The sequence below is a fragment of the Arthrobacter sp. GAS37 genome (genome assembly GCF_044908325.1).
GTDB classification, from domain to species: Bacteria; Actinomycetota; Actinomycetes; order Actinomycetales; family Micrococcaceae; genus Arthrobacter; species Arthrobacter ramosus.
In genome coordinates this window covers 56,246-76,046 of sequence record NZ_JBIYDB010000005.1, presented here as the reverse complement: position 1 = coordinate 76,046, position 19,801 = coordinate 56,246, and the positions used below count along the sequence as shown (strand labels likewise).

Annotated in this window: 19 protein-coding genes; 13 read left to right on the top strand and 6 right to left on the bottom strand. The window is 63.6% G+C overall.

The window, feature by feature from the left end; genetic code table 11:
• The gene (locus tag ABH924_RS06570) at window positions 1-1,332 is read right to left on the bottom strand and encodes a DUF6350 family protein (RefSeq protein ID WP_404497748.1); all 1,332 of its coding nucleotides are present in this window, start codon (window positions 1,330-1,332) and stop codon (window positions 1-3) included.
• Window positions 1,333-1,694: 362 nt separating this feature from the next.
• Here ABH924_RS06570 and ABH924_RS06565 point away from each other — a divergent pair, with 362 nt between their 5' ends.
• Window positions 1,695-2,159 (top strand): DUF4383 domain-containing protein, encoded by a 465-nt coding sequence (locus ABH924_RS06565; RefSeq protein ID WP_234751187.1) that lies wholly within the window; start codon window positions 1,695-1,697, stop codon window positions 2,157-2,159.
• Window positions 2,160-2,312: 153 nt separating this feature from the next.
• Here ABH924_RS06565 and ABH924_RS06560 read toward each other — a convergent pair whose 3' ends face one another.
• The 4 genes from ABH924_RS06560 to ABH924_RS06545 form a co-directional block, all read right to left on the bottom strand.
• Window positions 2,313-3,044: a maleylpyruvate isomerase family mycothiol-dependent enzyme gene (locus ABH924_RS06560; protein WP_234751186.1), complete on the bottom strand. Its 732-nt coding sequence runs from the start codon at window positions 3,042-3,044 to the stop codon at window positions 2,313-2,315.
• A complete protein-coding gene (locus ABH924_RS06555; protein ID WP_404497747.1) occupies window positions 3,044-3,868 on the bottom strand; it encodes a fumarylacetoacetate hydrolase family protein in 825 nt (274 codons plus the stop codon). The genes ABH924_RS06560 and ABH924_RS06555 overlap by 1 nt, the downstream gene beginning before the upstream one ends.
• Window positions 3,865-4,995 carry a cupin domain-containing protein gene (locus ABH924_RS06550; RefSeq protein ID WP_404497746.1) on the bottom strand — a complete coding sequence of 377 codons (1,131 nt, stop codon included), beginning with the start codon at window positions 4,993-4,995 and terminating at the stop codon, window positions 3,865-3,867. Before ABH924_RS06550 ends, ABH924_RS06555 begins: the two co-directional genes overlap by 4 nt.
• 235 nt (window positions 4,996-5,230) lie before the next feature.
• The gene (locus ABH924_RS06545; protein WP_404497745.1) at window positions 5,231-6,031 is read right to left on the bottom strand and encodes an IclR family transcriptional regulator; all 801 of its coding nucleotides are present in this window, start codon (window positions 6,029-6,031) and stop codon (window positions 5,231-5,233) included.
• A gap of 47 nt (window positions 6,032-6,078) precedes the next feature.
• Here ABH924_RS06545 and ABH924_RS06540 point away from each other — a divergent pair, with 47 nt between their 5' ends.
• From ABH924_RS06540 to ABH924_RS06525, 4 genes are all read left to right on the top strand, one after another.
• Window positions 6,079-7,395, top strand: coding sequence for an MFS transporter (locus tag ABH924_RS06540; RefSeq protein ID WP_404497744.1), 1,317 nt, complete (start codon window positions 6,079-6,081; stop codon window positions 7,393-7,395).
• Window positions 7,388-8,653, top strand: a complete 1,266-nt coding sequence (locus ABH924_RS06535) for an FAD-dependent oxidoreductase (RefSeq protein WP_404497743.1) — start codon at window positions 7,388-7,390, stop codon at window positions 8,651-8,653. The genes ABH924_RS06540 and ABH924_RS06535 overlap by 8 nt, the downstream gene beginning before the upstream one ends.
• Before the next feature lie 109 nt (window positions 8,654-8,762).
• Window positions 8,763-10,199 (top strand): flotillin family protein, encoded by a 1,437-nt coding sequence (locus tag ABH924_RS06530; RefSeq protein ID WP_404497742.1) that lies wholly within the window; start codon window positions 8,763-8,765, stop codon window positions 10,197-10,199.
• Window positions 10,200-10,207: 8 nt separating this feature from the next.
• A complete protein-coding gene (locus ABH924_RS06525; protein ID WP_404497741.1) occupies window positions 10,208-10,450 on the top strand; it encodes a hypothetical protein in 243 nt (80 codons plus the stop codon).
• A gap of 78 nt (window positions 10,451-10,528) precedes the next feature.
• On the opposite strand, the gene ABH924_RS06520 is transcribed toward ABH924_RS06525, so the two are convergent.
• Window positions 10,529-12,418 (bottom strand): polysaccharide deacetylase family protein, encoded by a 1,890-nt coding sequence (locus tag ABH924_RS06520; RefSeq protein ID WP_404497740.1) that lies wholly within the window; start codon window positions 12,416-12,418, stop codon window positions 10,529-10,531.
• A gap of 371 nt (window positions 12,419-12,789) precedes the next feature.
• Between ABH924_RS06520 and ABH924_RS06515 the strand changes: the two genes are divergently transcribed.
• From ABH924_RS06515 to ABH924_RS06480, 8 genes are all read left to right on the top strand, one after another.
• On the top strand, window positions 12,790-14,043 hold the full coding sequence (locus ABH924_RS06515) for a glycosyltransferase family 4 protein (protein ID WP_404497739.1): 1,254 nt from the start codon (window positions 12,790-12,792) through the stop codon (window positions 14,041-14,043).
• Window positions 14,040-15,479: a UDP-glucose dehydrogenase family protein gene (locus ABH924_RS06510; RefSeq protein WP_404497738.1), complete on the top strand. Its 1,440-nt coding sequence runs from the start codon at window positions 14,040-14,042 to the stop codon at window positions 15,477-15,479. The genes ABH924_RS06515 and ABH924_RS06510 overlap by 4 nt, the downstream gene beginning before the upstream one ends.
• A gap of 279 nt (window positions 15,480-15,758) precedes the next feature.
• Window positions 15,759-16,025, top strand: a complete 267-nt coding sequence (locus ABH924_RS06505) for an uberolysin/carnocyclin family circular bacteriocin (RefSeq protein ID WP_404497737.1) — start codon at window positions 15,759-15,761, stop codon at window positions 16,023-16,025.
• A gap of 73 nt (window positions 16,026-16,098) precedes the next feature.
• The gene (locus tag ABH924_RS06500; protein WP_234751174.1) at window positions 16,099-16,590 is read left to right on the top strand and encodes a stage II sporulation protein M; all 492 of its coding nucleotides are present in this window, start codon (window positions 16,099-16,101) and stop codon (window positions 16,588-16,590) included.
• Window positions 16,591-16,600: 10 nt separating this feature from the next.
• Window positions 16,601-17,209, top strand: coding sequence for a hypothetical protein (locus ABH924_RS06495; RefSeq protein ID WP_404497736.1), 609 nt, complete (start codon window positions 16,601-16,603; stop codon window positions 17,207-17,209).
• 36 nt (window positions 17,210-17,245) lie between these two features.
• Window positions 17,246-17,653: a hypothetical protein gene (locus ABH924_RS06490; RefSeq protein ID WP_404497735.1), complete on the top strand. Its 408-nt coding sequence runs from the start codon at window positions 17,246-17,248 to the stop codon at window positions 17,651-17,653.
• A 6-nt stretch (window positions 17,654-17,659) separates the two neighbouring features.
• Window positions 17,660-19,189, top strand: coding sequence for a hypothetical protein (locus ABH924_RS06485; RefSeq protein WP_404497734.1), 1,530 nt, complete (start codon window positions 17,660-17,662; stop codon window positions 19,187-19,189).
• Window positions 19,141-19,785, top strand: coding sequence for an ATP-binding cassette domain-containing protein (locus ABH924_RS06480; RefSeq protein ID WP_404497733.1), 645 nt, complete (start codon window positions 19,141-19,143; stop codon window positions 19,783-19,785). Before ABH924_RS06485 ends, ABH924_RS06480 begins: the two co-directional genes overlap by 49 nt.
• Window positions 19,786-19,801: the final 16 nt, after the last annotated feature.

Below are 19,801 nucleotides of genomic sequence, written 5' to 3'. Positions count from 1 at the left end.
TTAGCCGCGGTCGCCGTCGTAGACGGAATCGTCGAGATCCGCTTCGCGGAGCTTCTGCCGCCTCTCGAGCCAGGGCCCCACGCAATAACCGATCACGACGCCGATCCCCACCTCCGCGGCGATCCAGACTGCCGTCCACCGCGGGTCCGGGCCGATCTCGGTGAGGCGCCCGATTCCGGCGGAACCGCGTGCCAGCCAGGCGAGGCCTCCCGCCAAAGCCCCGGCCACGGCCCCGATGAGGGCGCCGAGGATCAGCGTGGAAACAGGAGCGGTGAACCAGCGCGCCTTGATCTTGATGGAGAGCCATTCGTCGAAGTGGTTCTCCCCCGCACGCAGGAACCACCAGCCCGCCAACAGACCGGCGATCACCGGAAGGGCAAGGGCCGCGGCACCGAAGTCGAGTTGCCCAGTGGGCAGCGCGCCGAAGACAGGAATCGCAGGAAGCGGCCCGACGGCGGTGCCCAGCGGTCCGACGTGTGAGCCGACACCGAGGGAGAACCCGGCGCCAGAGGACCAAGCCAAAGTGAAAACCGCCAGATTGGGGAGGTAGCCGAGCTGGGCGATGGTCAGGACGCCACCGCCGAGGGCACCGGCTTTCAGGCCTTCGTAGACGGCGATGATGTCCGTCCAGTGCATGACAAGGTCGACGGCGAGCAGCGTCGCTGAGAGTGTCATGGCCGCCATGATCGCCACGAATCCGGCCTTGATGGCGGAGCCGAAGTAGGAACCGGCCCAACGGGAATGTTGGCTGGTGCGTGCGAGCCAATCGACGGCATCGACGCCAATGAGCCTGCTCCAGGAGCCGGACTCACGCCGGGCGCCCACCACCATGCCGAGGCCGAACGGGATAAGCGGAAGTAATGCAGCGAACCAGATGTTGATCACGACGTCTTGTGTGCGGCAGACGAATCCGGTCGCCGCGCCGAACGCCCCGTAGACAAGCAACGCTCCGAAGAAGGCCTGCCACAGCTGGTCCGTGTAGGAAGCCCTGGCCAGTCGGCGGCCCGCGCGCCACGCCAGGAGGAAGGGGACCAGAGTCAGCCCGAGCGGGATGAGGGACAGCATCCCGGAACCCGGTAGACCTGCGGTTCCCAGGTTGACGGTGGCAAGCTGCAGCGGCACGCCGTGGACGAGGAGCCAGGTTTGGCCAGCCAAGCGTGCCAGGAAATCGATGGTGTGGTTCTGGAATCCGTCGGTTGCCCAGACGCCGATCAGCGGCAGGACCACCACGAGCGCCGAGATGATGGCAGCCTGGGCCGACTCAAGGGCGCCCTGCAGCCACAAAGGCATGGGCAGGCCATGGTTACCGGTCTGATCAGCGCGCAGTTTCATCGTGTTCTATCGTGCCACGGCGTGCCCCGCTCCCCCGGCAGGCGCCCGCGCGGCCCGCCAATCCTCCAACGCCCGCTCACCTATAACCCCCTCCCGGCCAACGCTCGCTCACCTTTGGGGCGCGAACGCCAAACGCTCCTGCACATCGGCCGCGCCGCCGTCGTTTAAGTGAGCGAGCGTCGGGGAAAAATGCCCCATATGTGCGCGAGCGTCGGGGAAAAATGCCCCATGTGTGAGCGAGCGCCGGGGGCACACCGGGGCGCCGGCGCTCGCGCCGGGACGCCGAGCGCCGCCGTCCCAGCGCTTTTTGCATATGCCAGACGTAAAATTGGATTGTTCGCAAGAGGTGGATGGAGGGCATAATGACTACCGCAACCCCACATGCACATGGTGTTCACTTTGGACGCACGGACATCCAGAACATCGGCATGGGTGTAGGTATTCTGATGGCGCTGGTGGGCCTTCTCGGATTCATTCCGGGCATCACCATGCGGTACGGGGAATTGCAGTTCTTCGGGCCAAATTCGCACGCAATGCTCCTGGGTGTGTTCCAAGTGTCGCTGCTGCTCAACATTGTGCAGCTGCTCATCGGCGGAACCGGCTGGGCGATGTCCCGCTCGGGCGGCCATAGCGCACGCAATATCCTGATGAGCTTCGGTGCCCTGTACATCGTGCTCAGTGTGTACGGACTGAGTGTCGGGGTTGATTCGGCGGCCAACTTCCTGTCGCTGAACACGCTCGACAACTGGACGTTCATCGTCGTGGGCATCCTGATGGTCGCCGCAGGCTGGATGTTTTCACGGCATCTGGCTGACGACGCAAAATAGCCCATTCAAAGCCCGGATTAGGTTAGCCCGGGATTACAGGAGCCGCCAATGGTAGGGTCTACAGCTAAATCTGAATAGTCATACAAGCGGTTGGTGCAGTTCCTGCGGTGAAGAAGCCGGGGGCTGTGCCAACCTTCTTTGTGCCCGACGCCGTCAGATCCACTTGGGTGCCGCCGGCACCGGCCCAGCACCCCCGGCGACCCCGCCGGTCCCGCGCCCGGTAGCCCATTGCACGACGCCGGCGAGAGGCCCGGCGACCACCACGGCGGCGTTCGGATCGCCGAACATGAGGTCCGTGCCGCTGACCTTGACGAGGAGGCCCTTGTCGGTGCCGCGGGTGGACCAAGCGGACGTGATGTCGCGCAGCAGCCGTTCCAGTACCGGGGCAGGAATGTCCGCAAAGGTTGCCCCGTTGTCGAGGTCCACGGTATGCACCCAGACTTCGCGGGTGCGCATCCAGACCGTTTCCGACGCCGGCACTTCCCTGCCCTGGATGGTCCGGACCGTGTGGTGCCAGGCGTCCTCCGGCAGGTCCCGCCATTCCACGCTCAGGTGCACGGCGGAATGGTCAAAGAGGTTCCTCAACGCGATGGGAGACAGGGTCGCACCGAAGGAAATCTCCTCATCCCGCACCGCAACAGAGGGATACATGGGAGTCTCCACGCCGGTCGATGCCCACTCCACCAGCCGGGCGATGGCCCGGGCGTTGTAGCCGATGTGTGCTACAACGTGGCGGCGGCTCCAGCCGGCAAGCCGCGAATCGCCGTCGAGCTCGGCATCGGAGAGTTCATTGAGCTTGCGGGCGAAGAACGCGGTCCCGCGCCGGGCCTGCAGCAGCTGTTCCTGCAGGCCCGGATCGGTGGTGAGGTCGTGGCGGGCGACCATCAGGCTTCCTTGACCACGCGATTGTTCAGCTGCCCCAGACCCTCGATGGTGGTGACCAGGAGCTGGCCTTCCTGGAGGTAGCGCTTCGGGTTCTGGGCGTGGCCCACACCGCCGGGCGTGCCGGTCGCGATGACGTCGCCCGGGTTCAGCGTGATGATGGTCGAGATGTAGGACACGAGGAATTCCGGGGTGAACACGAGGTCCCCGGTGGGGGTCTGCTGCTGGATCTCGCCATCCACCGCGGAGGTCATGAGCGGCCCGGCCGTGAACTCGTCCTTGGTGACCAGGGCCGGACCGAACGGCGTGGACTTCTCCCAGGTCTTGCCTTGGAGCCACTGGACGGTGCGGAACTGGTAGTCGCGCATGCTGATGTCGTTCAGCACCGAATAGCCCGCGATGTGATCGGCCGCGTCGGCCTCGCTGATGCGGCGCCCCTTCTTGCCGATCACGAGGGCGAGCTCGGCCTCCCAGTCAACCGTGTCCGATTCCTGCGGCAACGCCAGATCGTCGTTGGGGCCGATCAGCGATTCCTGGTACTTCGCGAACAAGGTGGGGTACTCGGGGATTTCGCGGCCCATCTCCTTGATGTGGTTGCGGTAGTTGTGCCCGACGCAGATGATCTTCCCCGGTGAGGGCACGACGGCGGCGAGGTCGGCGCCGTCGTACGCGTGCGTTGCGCCGTTGGCCGCCTCCGCGATGGCCGCCCAGCCGGGTTCGTGCAGGAGGGCGCCGACGTCGGAGAGGCCGTCGATCTCTGTCAGGGTGTCGCCGTCCTGGCGGACGGCCACGGTACCTGCAGCGGTGCGGAGGGTGAGGAGTCTCATTTGTTGCGTCCTTCGATGTACGTGCGGTTGAAATTCAGTCGTTCGAAAATGGGGGCATCGCTGAAGCGGAAGAGGTCGAACTCGCTCTCGGCCTCGAGGGACCACAAGGCCCAGGACGGGACCACGAACAGGTCGCCCTTCTCCAGGACCTTGGACTCCCCGTTCAGCACCACGGTGCCGCGGCCATCGAAGACCTGCCAGACGCTGGAACCGACTTCACGCACAGCTTCGGTCGAAGCGCCGGCCCGCAGGCGGTGGAATTCGGCGCGGATGGTCGGCATCACGTCCCCGCCGGTGGTCGGGTTGGTGTAGCGCACGGCGGCGTGGCCCTGGGACACCGTGGCGGGGTGGCCTTCATCCTCGAGAAGCAACTGTTCGCGCAGGGCGGCGTCGGTGTGCTCCCAGCGGTAGGCCGCGATCGGTGAGTTGGTGGTGTCATCGAGCCCGGACAGCGGGCGCAGGCCCGGGTGGGCCCAGAGGCGCTCGGAGCGCGAAACGTCCGGGGTGGCCTCATCCGTGACCCGTTCGGTGCCGAATTCGAAGAACCCGGCGTCCGCGTAGTGCACGAACGGGATGTCCAGTCCGTCGATCCACGCCATCGGCTGATCGGTGTCGTTGTGGTGGCCGTGGAAGTTCCAGCCCGGCGTCAGCAGGAAATCCCCGCGGCGCATCGCCACCGGGTCCCCGTTGACAACGGTCCAGACGCCTTCACCTTCGACGACGAACCGGAAGGCGTTCTGCGAGTGGCGGTGTTCCGGGGCTGTTTCGTGCGCGCCCAGATACTGGATGGCCGCCCACAAGGTCGGCGTCGCGTACGGCGTGCCGGCCAGGCCCGGGTTGGCCAGCGCGATCGCACGGCGTTCTCCGCCACGGCCCACGGGCACGAGCTCCCCGGCGCGGGCAGCCAGCGGATACAGATCGTTCCAGCGCCACACATGCGGTACGGCTTTCGGGGACGGCACCATCGGCATCAGGTCCGCGATCTCGGTCCAGAGCGGGATCAGGTTCCCGGCCTCGAAGTCACGGTACAACTGCTCGAGCTGGGCAGCTTCCTCGGGAGTCGGTTCCTGCACCGCGTGCGCGGCGGCAACAGATTCGTGTGTGGTGCTATCGGCGCTGATAGACACAGGGGCCTCCTCAAGGGGTACGGGACAGTTTTGGCGTACTCCAGACCCTAGGGAAGCCCTCAAGTGATCTCCAGAAAATTCTGCTAGCCAGAATCCGTTGACCCAACTGATCCCCACCGCCACCCTCGCCTCGCAAGCTCGGCCAGGGAACCCTGGCGGCGTTGGCCCAACTGACTAGCAGTAGGTGTCGTTATGGGCGCTCAAAACGACAACAACTGCGAGTCAGTTGGGTGGGTCACGGCTGGGACTCGGCCGGATTTGCCGCAATGTCGATCTCCAATTGGCGCTGGGTTTCCCGCATGATGCCCACGAGTCCACTGTCGAAGAGCCTGCGGAACCTTGCCACGGGAGTCGCGACGCTCAGCGCACCCACGGCATCGCCCCGCCCGTTGTGGAGGGCCACCCCCAAAGCGCTGATCCCTTCCTCGGTGCCCTCGAAATTCGCGGCGAATCCGTTTTTCCGGATCGTCTCCAGCTCGCGGAGGAAAGCCGGGTATTCGGCGTCGGGAATGTTGTCCCCGCCGATCTCCGCGTTGTGGCTGCGGAACAACTGCTCAATCATGGCTGGCTCCAGCTCGGCCAACAGTGCCTTGCCGCCCGAGGCCTTGTTGGCGGGCAATACGGTTCCCTGCCGGTCGCCTACCCGCAGGGCGTTGGTCCCTTCCACCGTTGCAAGGAACCTCACCTTGGTTCCCACGCGCACCATGAGATTGACGGTCTCGTTGATGCGACCACTCAGGAGTTCCATGTGCGGCTGCGCCACCGTGCGCAGCAAACGGCTCCAACTGAGTCCTGCCGGTCCAACCCCCATCGCCGGCCCCGGCACGTAGCGGCGGGTCTCGTCCTGGACCGCGAACCCCCGGTAGACCAACATGGCCAACAGCCGGTGGGCGGTGGACGGAGCAACACCCAGCTCCGCGGCGGCGTCCTTGAGCCGCAGGCTGCCGCCGTCGCGCAAGAGCTGAAGGAGTTGCAAGGCATTGTCCACGGCCTCAATGGAGTAGGCCGGTTTCTTGCGGGCTGGAAGATTCTGCACGACAGAATTCTATTGGTACCGGCGAGCGTCGGCCACACAGTGGTGGGATGAATCACACACCATCCGCTGCAGCGCCGGAGCGGACCCAACAACAAGGCGTTCCCCACCTCCCCAGGGCCTCCACCCGGTTCTCCAAGCGTTCCGCCGCCGCTGTGCTGGTCTGCTGGTTGCTGGTGGTTTTCGATGGCTATGACCTCATCGTCTACGGCACCGTGCAGTCGTCCCTTATCACCGACACAGGCTGGGGACTCACGAAAGCCACGGCCGGCACGGTCGGTTCGATGGCGTTCCTGGGCATGATGATCGGAGCCATCTTCGCGGGCAGGATGTCGGACAGTTGGGGCCGCCGACGGACCATCATCGCCTGCGCCGCGCTGTTTTCGATCTTCACCATTCTGTGTGCGTTCTCCCCGAACGCATTCGTCTTCGGGGGCCTGCGCTTGCTGGCCGGCATCGGTCTGGGCGGACTTGTTCCCTCGGCAAATGCCTTGGTCGCGGAACTGGTCCCCGCCAAATGTCGGTCCACGATCGCCACGCTGATGATGTCCGGAGTGCCGATCGGCGGCTCGATTGCCGCGTTGGCAGGCATTCCGCTGATTCCCGCTTTCGGCTGGCCGGTCATGTTCCTGGTGGCCGCCGTGGCCCTGCTCGTGGTGGTTCCGCTGGGCATGCGCTTCCTCCCGGAAACACTCCCGCAGACCCTCCCGGCCTCAAAGAATGCGAAGCAAACAGTGGGCTTCAAGTCCCTGCTCCGGGCTCCCTACCTCGGCATGAGTCTCCTGTTCGCGATCTCCACCCTCGTGACGCTCTTTGCCTGGTACGGCCTGGGCACCTGGCTGCCGAACTTGATGCAACTGGCCGGCTACAACCTCGGATCAGCCCTAACGTTCGCGCTGGCGCTCAACCTCGGTGCCGTCGTCGGCTCGGTGGCCACCGCTTGGGCGGGAACCCGCTTCGGTCCCATCCCGACGGCGATCGCGGCAGCCGCCGTCGCCGCCGTCGCGCTGGCCGTACTGGTAGCGGGTCCGCCCGTAGGACTTGTCTACGTCATGTTGGTGCTGGCCGGGGTCGGCACCCACGGAACCCAGTGCCTCATCATCGCGGCGGTCGCCAGCCATTACCCGGCGCACTTGCGCGGCACAGCGCTCGGCTGGGCGCTCGGCGTCGGCCGCATTGGAGCGGTCGCCGCACCCCAGGTAGGCGGACTGCTGCTCGCGGCCGGGCTCGGCGTCAACTCGAACTTCCTGGCATTTGCCGGGGCCGCAGCCGTCGCGGCCATCCTGCTCGGCGCCATCGGCGCGAAGATCAAAACCGCCAATACCCAATCCAAAAACACCACCTCTGTAGGAGTTAGCAATGTCTAACCGCAAACCGTCCACTGAAGTCCTCGTCGTCGGCGGAGGGATGGCTGGCCTTGCCGGCGCCCTGGCCCTCCGCGCAAACGGCGCCGAGGTGACGTTGGTTGAGCGGGCCCCCGAATTCGGCGAGGTCGGCGCGGGACTGCAGATGGCTCCCAACGCCTCCCGCGTCCTGAAGCGCTGGGGCCTCCTCGGGAAGGCGCTCGAGATCGGCGTCCGGCCCAAGCACTTGGTGTTCCGCGACGCCCTGACCGGTGAGGAACTCACGCGGCAGACCCTCGGTGGCGAGTTCGAAGAGCGCTACGGCGCTCCGTACGTGGTGATCCACCGCAGCGACCTGCACCGGATCCTGTTGGAGGCCTGCCAGGACGCGGGCGTCCGCTTGGTGAACGACGTCGTCGTCGAGAAAGTCGGGACCGTGAACGGCCGCGGAGTGGCACACACCGCGAACGGCGACGTTTACGAGGCCGACGTCGTGCTCGGTGCGGACGGCCTCAAGTCCACGCTCCGCGCCGCCGTCGCGCAGGACGGGCCGGTGTCGTCGTCGTACGTCGCCTACCGCGGAACGGTCCCCATCACGCCTGAGACCCCGGCGACCGATCTCGAAGACGTCGTCGTCTACCTCGGTCCGGACTGCCACCTCGTGCAATACCCGCTGCGCAAAGGCGAACTGCTCAACACGGTGGCGGTCTTCAAGTCGCCCTCGTTCGAGCGCGGGGAGGAACAGTACGGCGGCGTCGACGAACTCGAGGCCGCTTACAAGGACTGCATTCCGGCAGTCCAGTTGGCGTTGCGGAACCTTGCGACCGGCATCCGCTGGCCCATGTACGATCGCGATCCCATCGAGAACTGGATCGACGGCCGCCTGGTTCTGATGGGCGATGCCGCGCACCCCATGCTCCAGTACTTGGCCCAGGGAGCCTGCCAGGCGCTTGAAGACGCGGCGGTCCTCCAAGACTCCACCGTCGGCTCCGTGTTCACCGACGACGGCGTGGACGCCGCTGCTTGGGACCGCGCCATCAGCGATTTCAACTCAGCCCGCGCAGCACGAACGGCCCGCGTCCAGCGCACTGCGCGCATCTGGGGAGAGTCGTGGCACGTGTCCGGCGTCGCGCGCATCTTGCGGAACCTGCTGTTCAAGAGCCGCAAGGACGGCGACTTCCAGTACAACGACTGGCTGTACGGCCAAGAGGGCGACGGCGTCCCGGTAGTTCCGGCGGAACGCACTGCGAGGACCGAAGCGTTGGCGGGAACGCACGCCTAGCAGCATCCGTTGTGTCAATTGTAAGTAAACAAATTGCTGGACTCCTGGAGCAGACCACCGCAGACTGACTACACGAGCCGCTTGGGTGCTTGCCGTTGAAAGGACAGTCATGTTCGACCTCGTTGCTTATCTCCCTATTCTTGTCACCGTATTGGGGGTAGTTGTCGCCATTGCCGTTATTCGGCTGCTCATTAAATTGATGTGGAAGGTGGCTGAACCAAACGAGGCATTGATCATTTCCGGCCTGACCCGCGGAAGTGTGGACACCAGGGACGGAATGGATTTCAAAATCGTCACAGGGAAGGGTGCCTTGGTGGTTCCCGGGCTCCAAACCGTGAGGACTTTGTCCCTGACGCTGAATGAAACAGAGCTTCAGGTCAACTGTGTGACCTCGCAAGGTATCCAGGTGATCGTGGAGGGCGTGGTTATTTACAAGATCGGTGACGCTGCGCCTTTCATTGCGAACGCCGCGAGGAGGTTTCTCGGCCAGCAGCCCAAAATGCAAAGCCAGGTCTACAACGTTTTTGAGGGGCATTTGCGCTCGATCATTGGCAGCATGACCATGGAAGAGATCATCCGTGAGCGCGACAAACTTGCGTCGTTGGTCCGCAGCGCCAGCGGCATAGAAATGGAAAAGCTTGGCCTAGTGGTTGATTCCCTGCAGATCAAGGATCTCCAGGACCCCACGGGTTACATCCAAAACCTGGCCAAACCGCACATTGCGCAGGTCAAAATGGAGGCCCGCATCGCCGAAGCCACCAGGAACCGTGAGGCCGCGGAGAGGGAGGCCGAGGCAGCTGCCCAGATCGCGGACGCCCAAAGCATCTCGGCGATCAAGCAATCAGCGGCACAAGCCAATGCCGAAACGGCCAGGGCCAACGCCGCCCAGGCAGGACCGTTGGCTGATGCCACGGCGCGCCAGCAAGTGGTGGTCCAGGAAACCGAAGTGGCAAAGCTCGAGGCAGACCGCGAGGAGCAGAAGCTCCAGACGTCCATCCGGAAGCCCGCCGATGCTAAGGCGTACGCGCAGCGGACCGAGGCGGAAGCCCAAAAGGCTGCCGACATCAGCGCATCCGAGGCGCGGGCGCGGCGAACGGAACTCGAGGCCCAGGCGAATGCCCGCAAGGTGGAAGTCGAAGCCCAGGCCAACGCCACGGCTGCGGCCGCCATTGCGGGAGCTACGAAGATCACCGGTGAAGCTGAAGCGGCAGCCACCAAGGCCCGGGGTGATGCTGCAGCCTCCGCCATCAAGGCCAAATCCTTGGCGGAAGCGGACGGCATCAAGGCCCGTGCCGAGGCTCTCGGAACCAACCAAGAGGCCGTTATCTCCCAGCAGCTTGCCGAGAACATGCCTGCGATCGTGGCAGCCGCGGCCGAACCCTTTGCACACGTGGGAAACCTGACGGTCCTCAACGGTGGGGAGGGCCTCAACAGCATGGTGGGTGGGATCCTTTCCCAAGTGGGCAACTACCTGCCCTCGATCACATCAGCCCTCAAGAACGGCAAGGAGCCGCCCAAGCGGCCCACCAAAACCCCTGATGCATAGGGAAGCCGATGCACAAAGAGGTTGATCGGAGCCTGACGGGCAAAATCGGTAGGGTCACGGGTCGTATCGGGCCAGGCACCGTGGGGGAAGTGATGCTGCCGTTCCACGGCGGCACAAGCGCCTTCCACGCCCATCCCTTCGATAAGAGCAGTGTTTTCAACGTGGGTGATGAGGTGCTTGTCATCTACTACGAGCCGCCCGGGACAGTGTTCGTTGACGAACTGCCGGAGGTTCTGAGGGCGGCCAAGTAAACAGGCCAGGTAAAACAACTGAGGGCGGCTAAGCAGCCGCCCTCAGTCTTGTTTCAGTTACTCAAGTTGTTCAGTTACTCAGCCCAGCGGCGGGGCTCCCACGGTGTCAAACATGGCATAGTCGTCCGTGGTGACTGTGCCGTTGTTGAACAGGCTCAAGCCGAAGCTGACTGCAGTGGCCCCGGCGGGGAGTGCCGGCGTCGTGAAGCTTGCCTGTGTGTAGGTGCTGGCGGCAGCCAACCACGGTCCGGAGGTCCAGTACACCCACGTGCCGGAGGCGTCACGGTAATACAAAACGAACTGTGTGACGGCTGTGGCGGTGTACCAAACTCGCACCGAGTAGGTGTGTCCGGCGATGGCTGGCGGAGCACAACTGCCGCTGTCCATCGCGGGAAGCAGTTTCGCATCCCCGCTGGCGTAGCCAGTGATGGTGAGCTGCTCCGCCTTCGTACCGGTGTGAGCGGTGGATACGGTGCTGAACGCGGCGGTGTTGGTGCCGTATCCACCCGCTTGCCAGCACTGCGGGAACGAGCCGGCCCCGGCTGTTTCAAGGCTGGGGTTCTGTACGAGGTTGGTTCCGGCCGGTGGGGGTGGCGGTGGGGTCACCGTGGCGACGTCGAACATCTCGTAGTCGTCGGTCGTGATGGTGCCGTTGCTGAACAGGTTCAACCCGAAGCTGATGCCGTTCGCGCCACTCGGAAGCGGTGGCGTGGTCCAGGTGGCCTTTTGGTAGGTAGTAGCTGCGGCGAACCACGGACTGGAGGTCCAGTACGTCCACGAGCCGAGCCCGGTTCGGTAATACAGCTCGAACTGAGTGTTGGTGGTGGACTGATACCATGCGCCTATGTTGTAGGTGTGTCCCGCAGTTGCTGTCGGCGAACAGCCTCCCAGGTCCAAGGCAGGCAATAACTTCGCATCGCCGTCGACATATCCACTCACCACGAGCTTTTCAGCGACATTTCCCGTGTGTCCGGGTGTGACGACGGAGAAAGTTGGAGTGTTCGCGCCGTAGCCTCCGGCTGCCCAACATTGCGGTACGCCGTTCACGAGGGTTTCGAGGCTTGGGTTTTTGACCAAGTTTCCAGTGCCCTGTGGCGGGACAGGCGGCCCCGAGACGAGCGGTTTCACGGTTCCGCCGATCACTTGGGCCACCGTCTTAACCGTGGTGGTTGCAGGTCGCGTCTTGAGCCACGTGGCGAACTGGTTGAACAGGGTCGGGGTGATGTTCAGCGGATCCGTGCTGGTAGCTGAAATGTGGTGGAAGGTGAGCTGGACCCACCCGCCTGCGGTCTCCGCCTGGGTGACTGAATTTTGCAGGTCTGCCAGGGTCCAGGTGTTGTCCACTTCATCCGGGGCCGCCGTGTTGTACGGGTTGGCAGGAGGGATGGTCTCCGCGAGCGGGCAGCCGGCGCAGCTGAAGCGCGTCTTGATGTCACCAAGATTGCGGGCACTGTTGAAGCCGCAGTTCTTGACGATGGTTTCGAGGGATGCGTTCTCGGCAGCGAATGGATACGCGAAGTCAGTGATCGTGAATCCAAGGTTGCTGAGGTTCACCCTGTCGTTGCAAATCTGGCGAGTTGCCTCATCCGCCGTCACGGTCGTCAGGTCCGGGTGGGTAACGGTGTGGCCGGCAATCTCATTGCCGTTCGCTACAAGGCCCTGCATGTCGCTGGTCGTCATGTAATTCGGGTTGTTAATGAATCCGGACGGCGTGAAGAAAGTGCCCACCAGGCCCAGGCTCTGCATGGTCTGCGCAGCGTTGAGTTGGTCGGCATTTGCGTCGTCAAAAGTCAGGGTCACGACGGTGGGATTGGCAGCTTGGGCTGCAGGTGCGGTGATGCCGGCCGTGACACCGGCGAAAGCAAGTACCACCACAACGGTGGAGAACCATGTAAACCATTTGTCGGGGATCGTCCCTTTGAACGTCCGGTGCTGGTCAACCTGGTCAGTACGGTTGGAGAGTTTCATAGGGTCTGGCTCGATTCTAGACAACGGCCTGGCCGGACATACGGGCGGCGCGGGGTGAATCACCCTGCGCTGTTCAGCATCCGAGGGCGCGGCGCCCAGTCAGCGCCCTCTTGCCGAAATACCCCGGTGCCCGGGACAAGCCCCAGTCATGGCCACGAGGTTCATTACCGTTGTCACCGTAAATCGCGCGGATATTGGGGAATAAGAGTAACTTCTACCCGTCTTTCAGCTCCGTAAATACCTAGATCGACGCATTTTCCGCCGCTCAGGATTCTCCACTCGGGAATCAACATCAATTTGTTAACCAAACCTTCCCCTTGCGGTCACGCCCATTCCCCCGCTTCGCCAACCTCCGCGCACACCGTGGAGGGGTGAGGATCGCTATCGTTGCCGAATCATTCCTGCCGCTCATGAACGGGGTTACGCACTCCATCCTGCGGGTGCTGGAGCATCTGCAAGAGCGCGGCGACGAAGTAATGGTGATTGCGCCGTCGACGTCGGACACTGCTGTCTCGGACGTCGTGAATGGCGCTTTTGTCCACCGCCTCCCCTCCGTGCCCTTGGCCGGGTACACAAATGTGCGGGTGGCGTTGGGCGGTGTGAGCCGGGTCAAGAGAATCCTTGCCGACTACGCACCGGACGTCGTCCACCTCGCATCCCCTTTCGTCCTCGGATGGCGGGCTGTGCAGGCTGCGCACCAGCTCGGCATCCCCACGGTTGCCATCTATCAAACCGAGGTCCCCAGCTACGCCGCCCGGTATGGCGTCCCCATCCTGGAGAACTGGGCATGGAACCGGGTGGACAACATCCATCTTCGGGCAGACCGGACGCTGGTCCCGTCCACGTTCGCGCTCAACCAGTTGCGCGGCCGCGGGATCCTCAGGGTGGGCATGTGGCGGCGCGGTGTGGATACCGCGCGGTTCTCCCCCACCAAGCGCTCGACGGCGTGGCGCGCCTCCGTAGCGCCCCACGGCGAGCGCATCATCGGCTATGTCGGCCGCCTCGCGGTGGAGAAGCAAGTAGAGGACCTTGCTGTGCTGGCGGACCTGCCGGGAACCAGGCTTGTCATTGTGGGCGACGGTCCGCAACGCGCCGCACTCGAAGCAGCACTGCCAAACGCCTTCTTCACCGGGTTCCTCGGCGGCGACGAATTGGCCCAAGTCGTGGCGGGCCTTGACCTCTTCGTTCATCCTGGCGAGTTCGAAACGTTTTGCCAGACCATCCAGGAAGCCATGGCCTCCGGCGTCCCCGTCGTAGCCACCGGCCGCGGCGGTCCCCTCGATCTCGTGGAAAACTCGCGGACCGGCTGGCTTTACGAACCGGGAGACCTCGCGCAGTTGCGGGGCTACGTGCAGGACCTGGTGGGCGACGACGCCAAGCGCCGTGCTTTCGGAACGGCGGCACTCGCTTCGGTCCAAGGACGGACCTGGCCGGTCCTGAGTGCCCAACTCGTCGAGCATTACAAGGCGGTGATCGCCGGCGAAGCGCTTGTTGAGCCGACCGCTGCACCCAGCCACCCGCTTCAGGCGGCCGAACTTCAGGCTGCCGAACTTCAGGCAACCGCGTTTCAGCCGGCCGAGCCTGCCACCATTTCCGTGACTTCCAGCAAAGGACTCCCAGCATGAAAATCTCCGTTGTAGGCTGCGGCTATCTCGGTGCGGTACACGCCGCCACGCTCGCGTCGATGGGCCACACCGTGGTGGGCATCGACGTCGACGCCCAGAAGGTGGCCCACCTGAACAAGGGCTTCGCTCCCTTCCACGAACCCGGCCTTGATGAACTTCTCCGGGACGGCTTCGCCACCAAGCGGCTCACGTTCTCCACCGACTTCGCCGATGCCGCCGACGCCCAGACGCACTTCCTTTGCGTGGGTACCCCTCAGTCCAAAACGTCAGATACCGCGGACCTCTCCTACGTGATCGCAGCCACGAAGAGCCTCCTCCCGCACCTGGCGAGGGGCGCCGCCGTCGTCGGCAAATCCACCGTTCCGGTGGGAACAGTGGACATGCTCCGCGGCATCCTTGCCCGCAGGCCGGATGTGCTGCTCGGCTGGAACCCCGAGTTCCTGCGCCAGGGCACGGCAGTGAAGGATTCGTTGGTACCAGATCGTCTGGTGTACGGCGTGCCGGGCGGCAAGGACTCTGCCGCCGGCGCCCCGGTCACGGCTGCGCTCGACACCGTCTACGAACCGCTGATTTCCGCCGGGATCCCACGGCTGGTCTGCAACTTCGCGACGGCCGAGCTCATCAAGTCCGCCTCCAATGCGTACCTCGCCACGAAGCTCAGCTTCATCAACGCGATAGCCGAACTTTGCGACGCCTCAGGGGCCGACGTTACTGAGCTCAGTGAGGCGATGGGCCTGGACCCGCGCATCGGCAACCGGTACCTGCACGCAGGCCTGGGTTTCGGCGGCGGCTGCTTGCCGAAGGACGTCCGCTCGTTCCGCGCACAGGCACAGGCGCTGTCCGTGCCTTCCCTTGATGAGTGGATGGGTGTGGTCGATTCCATCAACCTGGGCCAGCGCGCCCGCGCCGTGGACGTCGCCCGTGAAATGTGCAAAGGCTTCCTGTCCGGCCGCACCGTCACCGTGCTCGGCGCGGCCTTCAAGCCGGACACTGACGACATCCGTGACTCCCCCGCCCTTGACGTCGCCCTCCAGTTGGCCGCGGCCGGCGCCCACGTTACCGTGACCGATCCCAAGGCCATCAACAATGCTTGGATGCGCTACCCTCAACTCCGCTTCGAAGCGTCCACCACGCGCGCGCTCGAAGACGCTGAGTTGGTGCTGCTGCTGACCGAATGGGACGAATACCGAGCCCTCTGCCCCGCCGCTGTCGGTTCGCTCGTACGACGCCGGATGGTGCTGGACGCGCGGAACGTCCTGGACGCTGGAGTATGGCGGGCGCAAGGCTGGACGGTTCGCGGGCTCGGAACCGGCTCTCACGCTGCGCCTTCGGAGCCGATGGCTCAAGTCAAACCTCCCGTCGTTCCTGTCAAACCGCTCAACACGCGGCCGTTCATTGTCGGTTCGCCGGCCAAGGCGCCGTCGACGAGACGGTAGCTTTGCTTGGCCGCGGCCGTGATGAGGGCCGCTAGCGGGTCTCAGTGTTTTTGCCCTGTGAACACGTAGACGGGCCCGCAGGCACACGGAGATCCGGCTTGTTCACACTGAGAAACGGCCTTTGGCACACGGATTTTTCCGTTTTTTACACGTAGACGCCAATTTCACCGAGAGAATCTGAATCGTGGATGGCCTTCCTTGAGGAGGGGCACCACGTTTCAAGGCCAGCAATACCGTTGGCCGTTCTACTCGAGAAATGGGGTTGTAGTGGAATCAACAATGACGAAAAGGACCGGCCTTCAGGCCGCGGCCGCGGCCGCGCTGGCTGTGGTCGGCATCTTCGGCGCGAGCTTGGCCGTTTCATGGATCGCGGGGTCCCTCGGCATCTCTGCCGCGGCGGCGTCCCAGATTGTGAACGCCATCGAGGTCGGAGGCTGGGCTCTCGTTGTCATCGGCACAATATTCGGGGCAGGAATCACTGGCGCCTTGATCGCAACGGCTCGAGGAATCCTCTTCCGCATCGGCCGGGCGCAAGCAGTCGCGTAAATCGATGCTTGCTAAGACAGCACGCGTGCTTGGGGGCATCCCTGGATGGTTGCTCCCAAGCACGGGTCTGGCCATGGCAGCCATAGCCGTCTTCGGTTACTCGGCCGTGGACCTGTCCTGGATCCGGGACGCGAAGGACATGGGTGGGAGTCCCCTCTACAGCAAAGACTTTCTCCAGATCCTCGGCCGGAACGTCGGCGCGGCCTTGTTGCTCTATTCGGGGGTCGCGACCCTTGGGCTCACTACGCTTCTCGGAGCCGGAATCCTGGCGCTGTATGTCGGGGCGACGGTATCCCTCGGGGTGCATTCCGTCGGCGGGACCGGCCTGGTTGCCGACGTGATTTGGTATGTCCCGTTCGAATTCTTCGGCCTGGTGATGGCGGCGACCGCCGGATTCCAGCCCGCCGCGGGCCTCACTCGCAGGCTGCTGATGAAGAACGAGCCCGCAACTGTGCGCTCGTTCATCGACGACATGGCCCGTTCCCTCGGCACCTTGCTCATTGCCATCGCCTTGATAGTCCTCGGTGCCGCCATCGAGGCCATCGTGATCCAGCTAAAGACCTGAGGAGGACTTCATGACCAGCACGGAAAACGGCCGAGAGTCCGAAACCGTCATCAGCGTCGCGAAGGTCGGAAAGTTGCGGCCCGAGCCATCAGCAGCCAGGGAATGGGTCTCCACGTCCCGCGGTCTGTGGATCGCGGGCTACATTCTGCTGATGGCTTTGGTGGCCCTGCGGCTTCCCCTGACCAGGAAGCATCTCAGCGCGAACGTTCCGGCGGACGTGCGGTCGGAAATCGGGGACGATCGCCTGCTGAATCTCTCCATGACGGTGGGCACCGTTTTGTTCTTTCTTCTCTACGCGGTAATCATCGCTTTGTACTTTTCCCTCGCCGCGTTCCTGGACAAAAGAGTGATCCCGGGTAAATGGCTACTCGCGGGCCGCTTCAATATCGGAGCCTTCTTTGTGATCGCCATTCTCGCCACGATCCCCGTGAATCTCTTCAGCGTGGTGTTCGGCGTCCTCCAACCGCGGGATGTCCCCGGATATTGGGCCTATTTCCCATCGATGGCCGTTCTCGCCCTGGCGATCTTCTACCGACATTGGCGCGGGTTTTCCACAGGCAGGAAGATCCTCGTTGTGCTTTCAGCCATAGCTCTGTCAACAATAGTTGCCATCGGCTGACCTTCTTCAACCACCACCCACGGACAGAAATTCTCAATGACTACTCAGCTCTACAGCCTTCTTCTACGAATCGTGGGCCTCATGGTCGCTGTATTCTCTTGCATTTCCCTCGGCCTGATTTGGGCTTCTCCTGCCCCGGAAGGCCTCAACAATATTGATCCGCTCGCCCTGAAGAACACAGCAGTCACCGTACTTCTCGTCTTCGGAGTGGCAGCACCCTTGATTGCGGCATTCAGCCCGGCCGGGAAATGGCTACCGCTCAAGGCGGCCGTTTTCGCCGTCGCCGGTTTTGCCAACGCGGCGGCCCTCAGCCCGGTAATAGTTGTCCCGTTCCAGGGAACGACGTCGGCCGTCGCCGTCGTCTGTGCGCTCGGACTTACGGTCCTCACCGTTGTGGCCTTCATGGACTCAGTCCAGAAGAAGAGTCCGCGGAGCAAGTTCTAAGCGCTGATGAAGGCCAAAGTCTCTCCCGCCGACGTCGCAGGCCAGGTTTCGAGCGCCAGAGTCACAGCCGCGTCGGTCCGGCGGTCCAACTACCGAATCCTGCGGGACTTCCGGGCGTTCGAAATCGTCAATGCGATGCGTTTGCCGCTCACGCTGGATGGCTTCAGGGCCCTCGCTATCTTCGGATCGATAGCCTTGGTCCTGCTCGGAACAACGGCGTTCGCGTCCACGATGTCCGTTCTCCGCGACGGCCCGCTCCGCCATGACGCGGCCGCTGTGCTCAATTGGGGATTCCTCGCGATCCTCTACTCCGCTGTCGCGACAGTGCTCACGGAGGTAGTTTCGAGCCGACGGCTGGCAGTCTCCGGCACTCCGCACTTGGAGCTCTTCCGGGCGATGGAACTTCCCCTCCCGCAGGTTGTGGTGAGATACGGTCTGGTCCCGGCGTTCCGCCGCACAGGCATCCTTTGGTATTCAGCCGCGGTATTCCTTCTGGTCTTCTTCGAGGAATCGTCGAGCTACATCGACGTCGTGGCGGCATCCATCTCCGTCCTGACTCTCGCGTCCTGTGCTTGCGTCTATTGTGTTCTCCATTTCGCTTCGACGCCTGCACGACGGATAGGCCTCCATTGGAGGTACTGCCTCTTGGCTCTCGTCCCCGGAGTGTTGCTTGGGTTGGCCACCGGCTTCCTCGTGCCTCAGCTCTCCCGGCTGGACGGCCTCGCCGAGGACCCCTCGCGATTCCTTCCGGCGTTGTGCTTGCTAGCGGCTGTTGCATCCGGGGTATTGATCCTCCTCAGCATCCGCGCGTGGCGCCGCCTCAGCTACCGCAAGATTTCCTTCAGCGCCGAACGGGGCGGCAGTCAGCGAGCGGTGACAAACTTCGGGCTTTTCCTTGTCACTGATCTGTTGAGCAGCAAACAGGGCTCGGTGATCACCACCATCGTCCTCGCCTGGATCGCCGTCGTTGGCATCCTCCTGGGAGCCAGGGGCATCCTCCCCTTTCACTCAGCTCTCGGCGTCGGGGAACTGCACAAATCCTTGATTGGTATTGCCGTGCTCCTGAGCTTGGGCGTCACGGAACCGATGCTCCATCGGATCGGGCCCACAGCGAAGCTGTACCACTACCGCTTTGCCTGGGAGAACGGCGTCTCCGCCACTGCGATCGTTGTCCGGCTCGTCGGGATCTACGTTATGGCGGGGGCGGCCATCGGTGGGTTTGTCTTCCTGGGGGCACTTCTCGCCTTGGACATTCCGGCTCCCGGTGCTGTCCTCGCGGGCCTGATCGTCGCAGCGTCCGGAGTGGTCGCGGAATCGCTCTCCCGTCCGCCAACCACCACTGACGGCACCAAATCCAATGACGTGATGGACGGCCTCTTCACACTCCTCCTGATTTCTCCTTGCTCGCTCATCCTTGTTGTCAGCCCTGAGTTCAGCACCATGCTGTTGCTGGGCTATTCCATCCTTTTGATCCTGGGAGCCGCCGTATGCCTGCACCAACGTCTTTTGAGGCTTCGATCGAAATTGATTCTGTAACCGCCGGCTACCGGCAAGGCTCACCCGTCCTGGACGGACTCAGTCTCAGCATGAACGAGCCGGGGCTCTACCGGGTGGCCGGCAGCAATGGCAGCGGGAAATCGACTCTCCTGGAGCTCATCAGCGGTTTCCTCGAACCTTGGGCCGGAAGCGTTCGCCTTTGCGGAATCGACGCCGGCTCTCCCGACGCGCGCCACGTGCGGAGCGTCTGCCGTACGACGCCGGCGCTCTACCCCTCCATGACCGTTCACGACCATCTGGCTCTTGCGGCCCGCAGCCGTCAGGTCGGCCCGGAGGCCGGGCTCGCCCGGCTGGCCAGATACGGATTGGAGGACTGGGCGGAACAGCCCGTCTCCATGCTGTCGACGGGCAATATCCGGAAGCTCTGGCTGCTCATGTGCACTGTCGCCGATACCCCTGTGGTCGCCATCGATGAGCCTTTCAACGGTATGGACGTTCGGGGAATCGAGGCCCTGATCGACGAGCTCGGCGAGTGGGCACAGCACAAAGTAGTTGTCCTCATCTCCCACACAGTTCCGGAGCAACTGGCCGTTAGACATTCCTTCGTCTTCAAGCAGGAAGGAGGATCGTTGTAGACCGAAGCCCACGCGC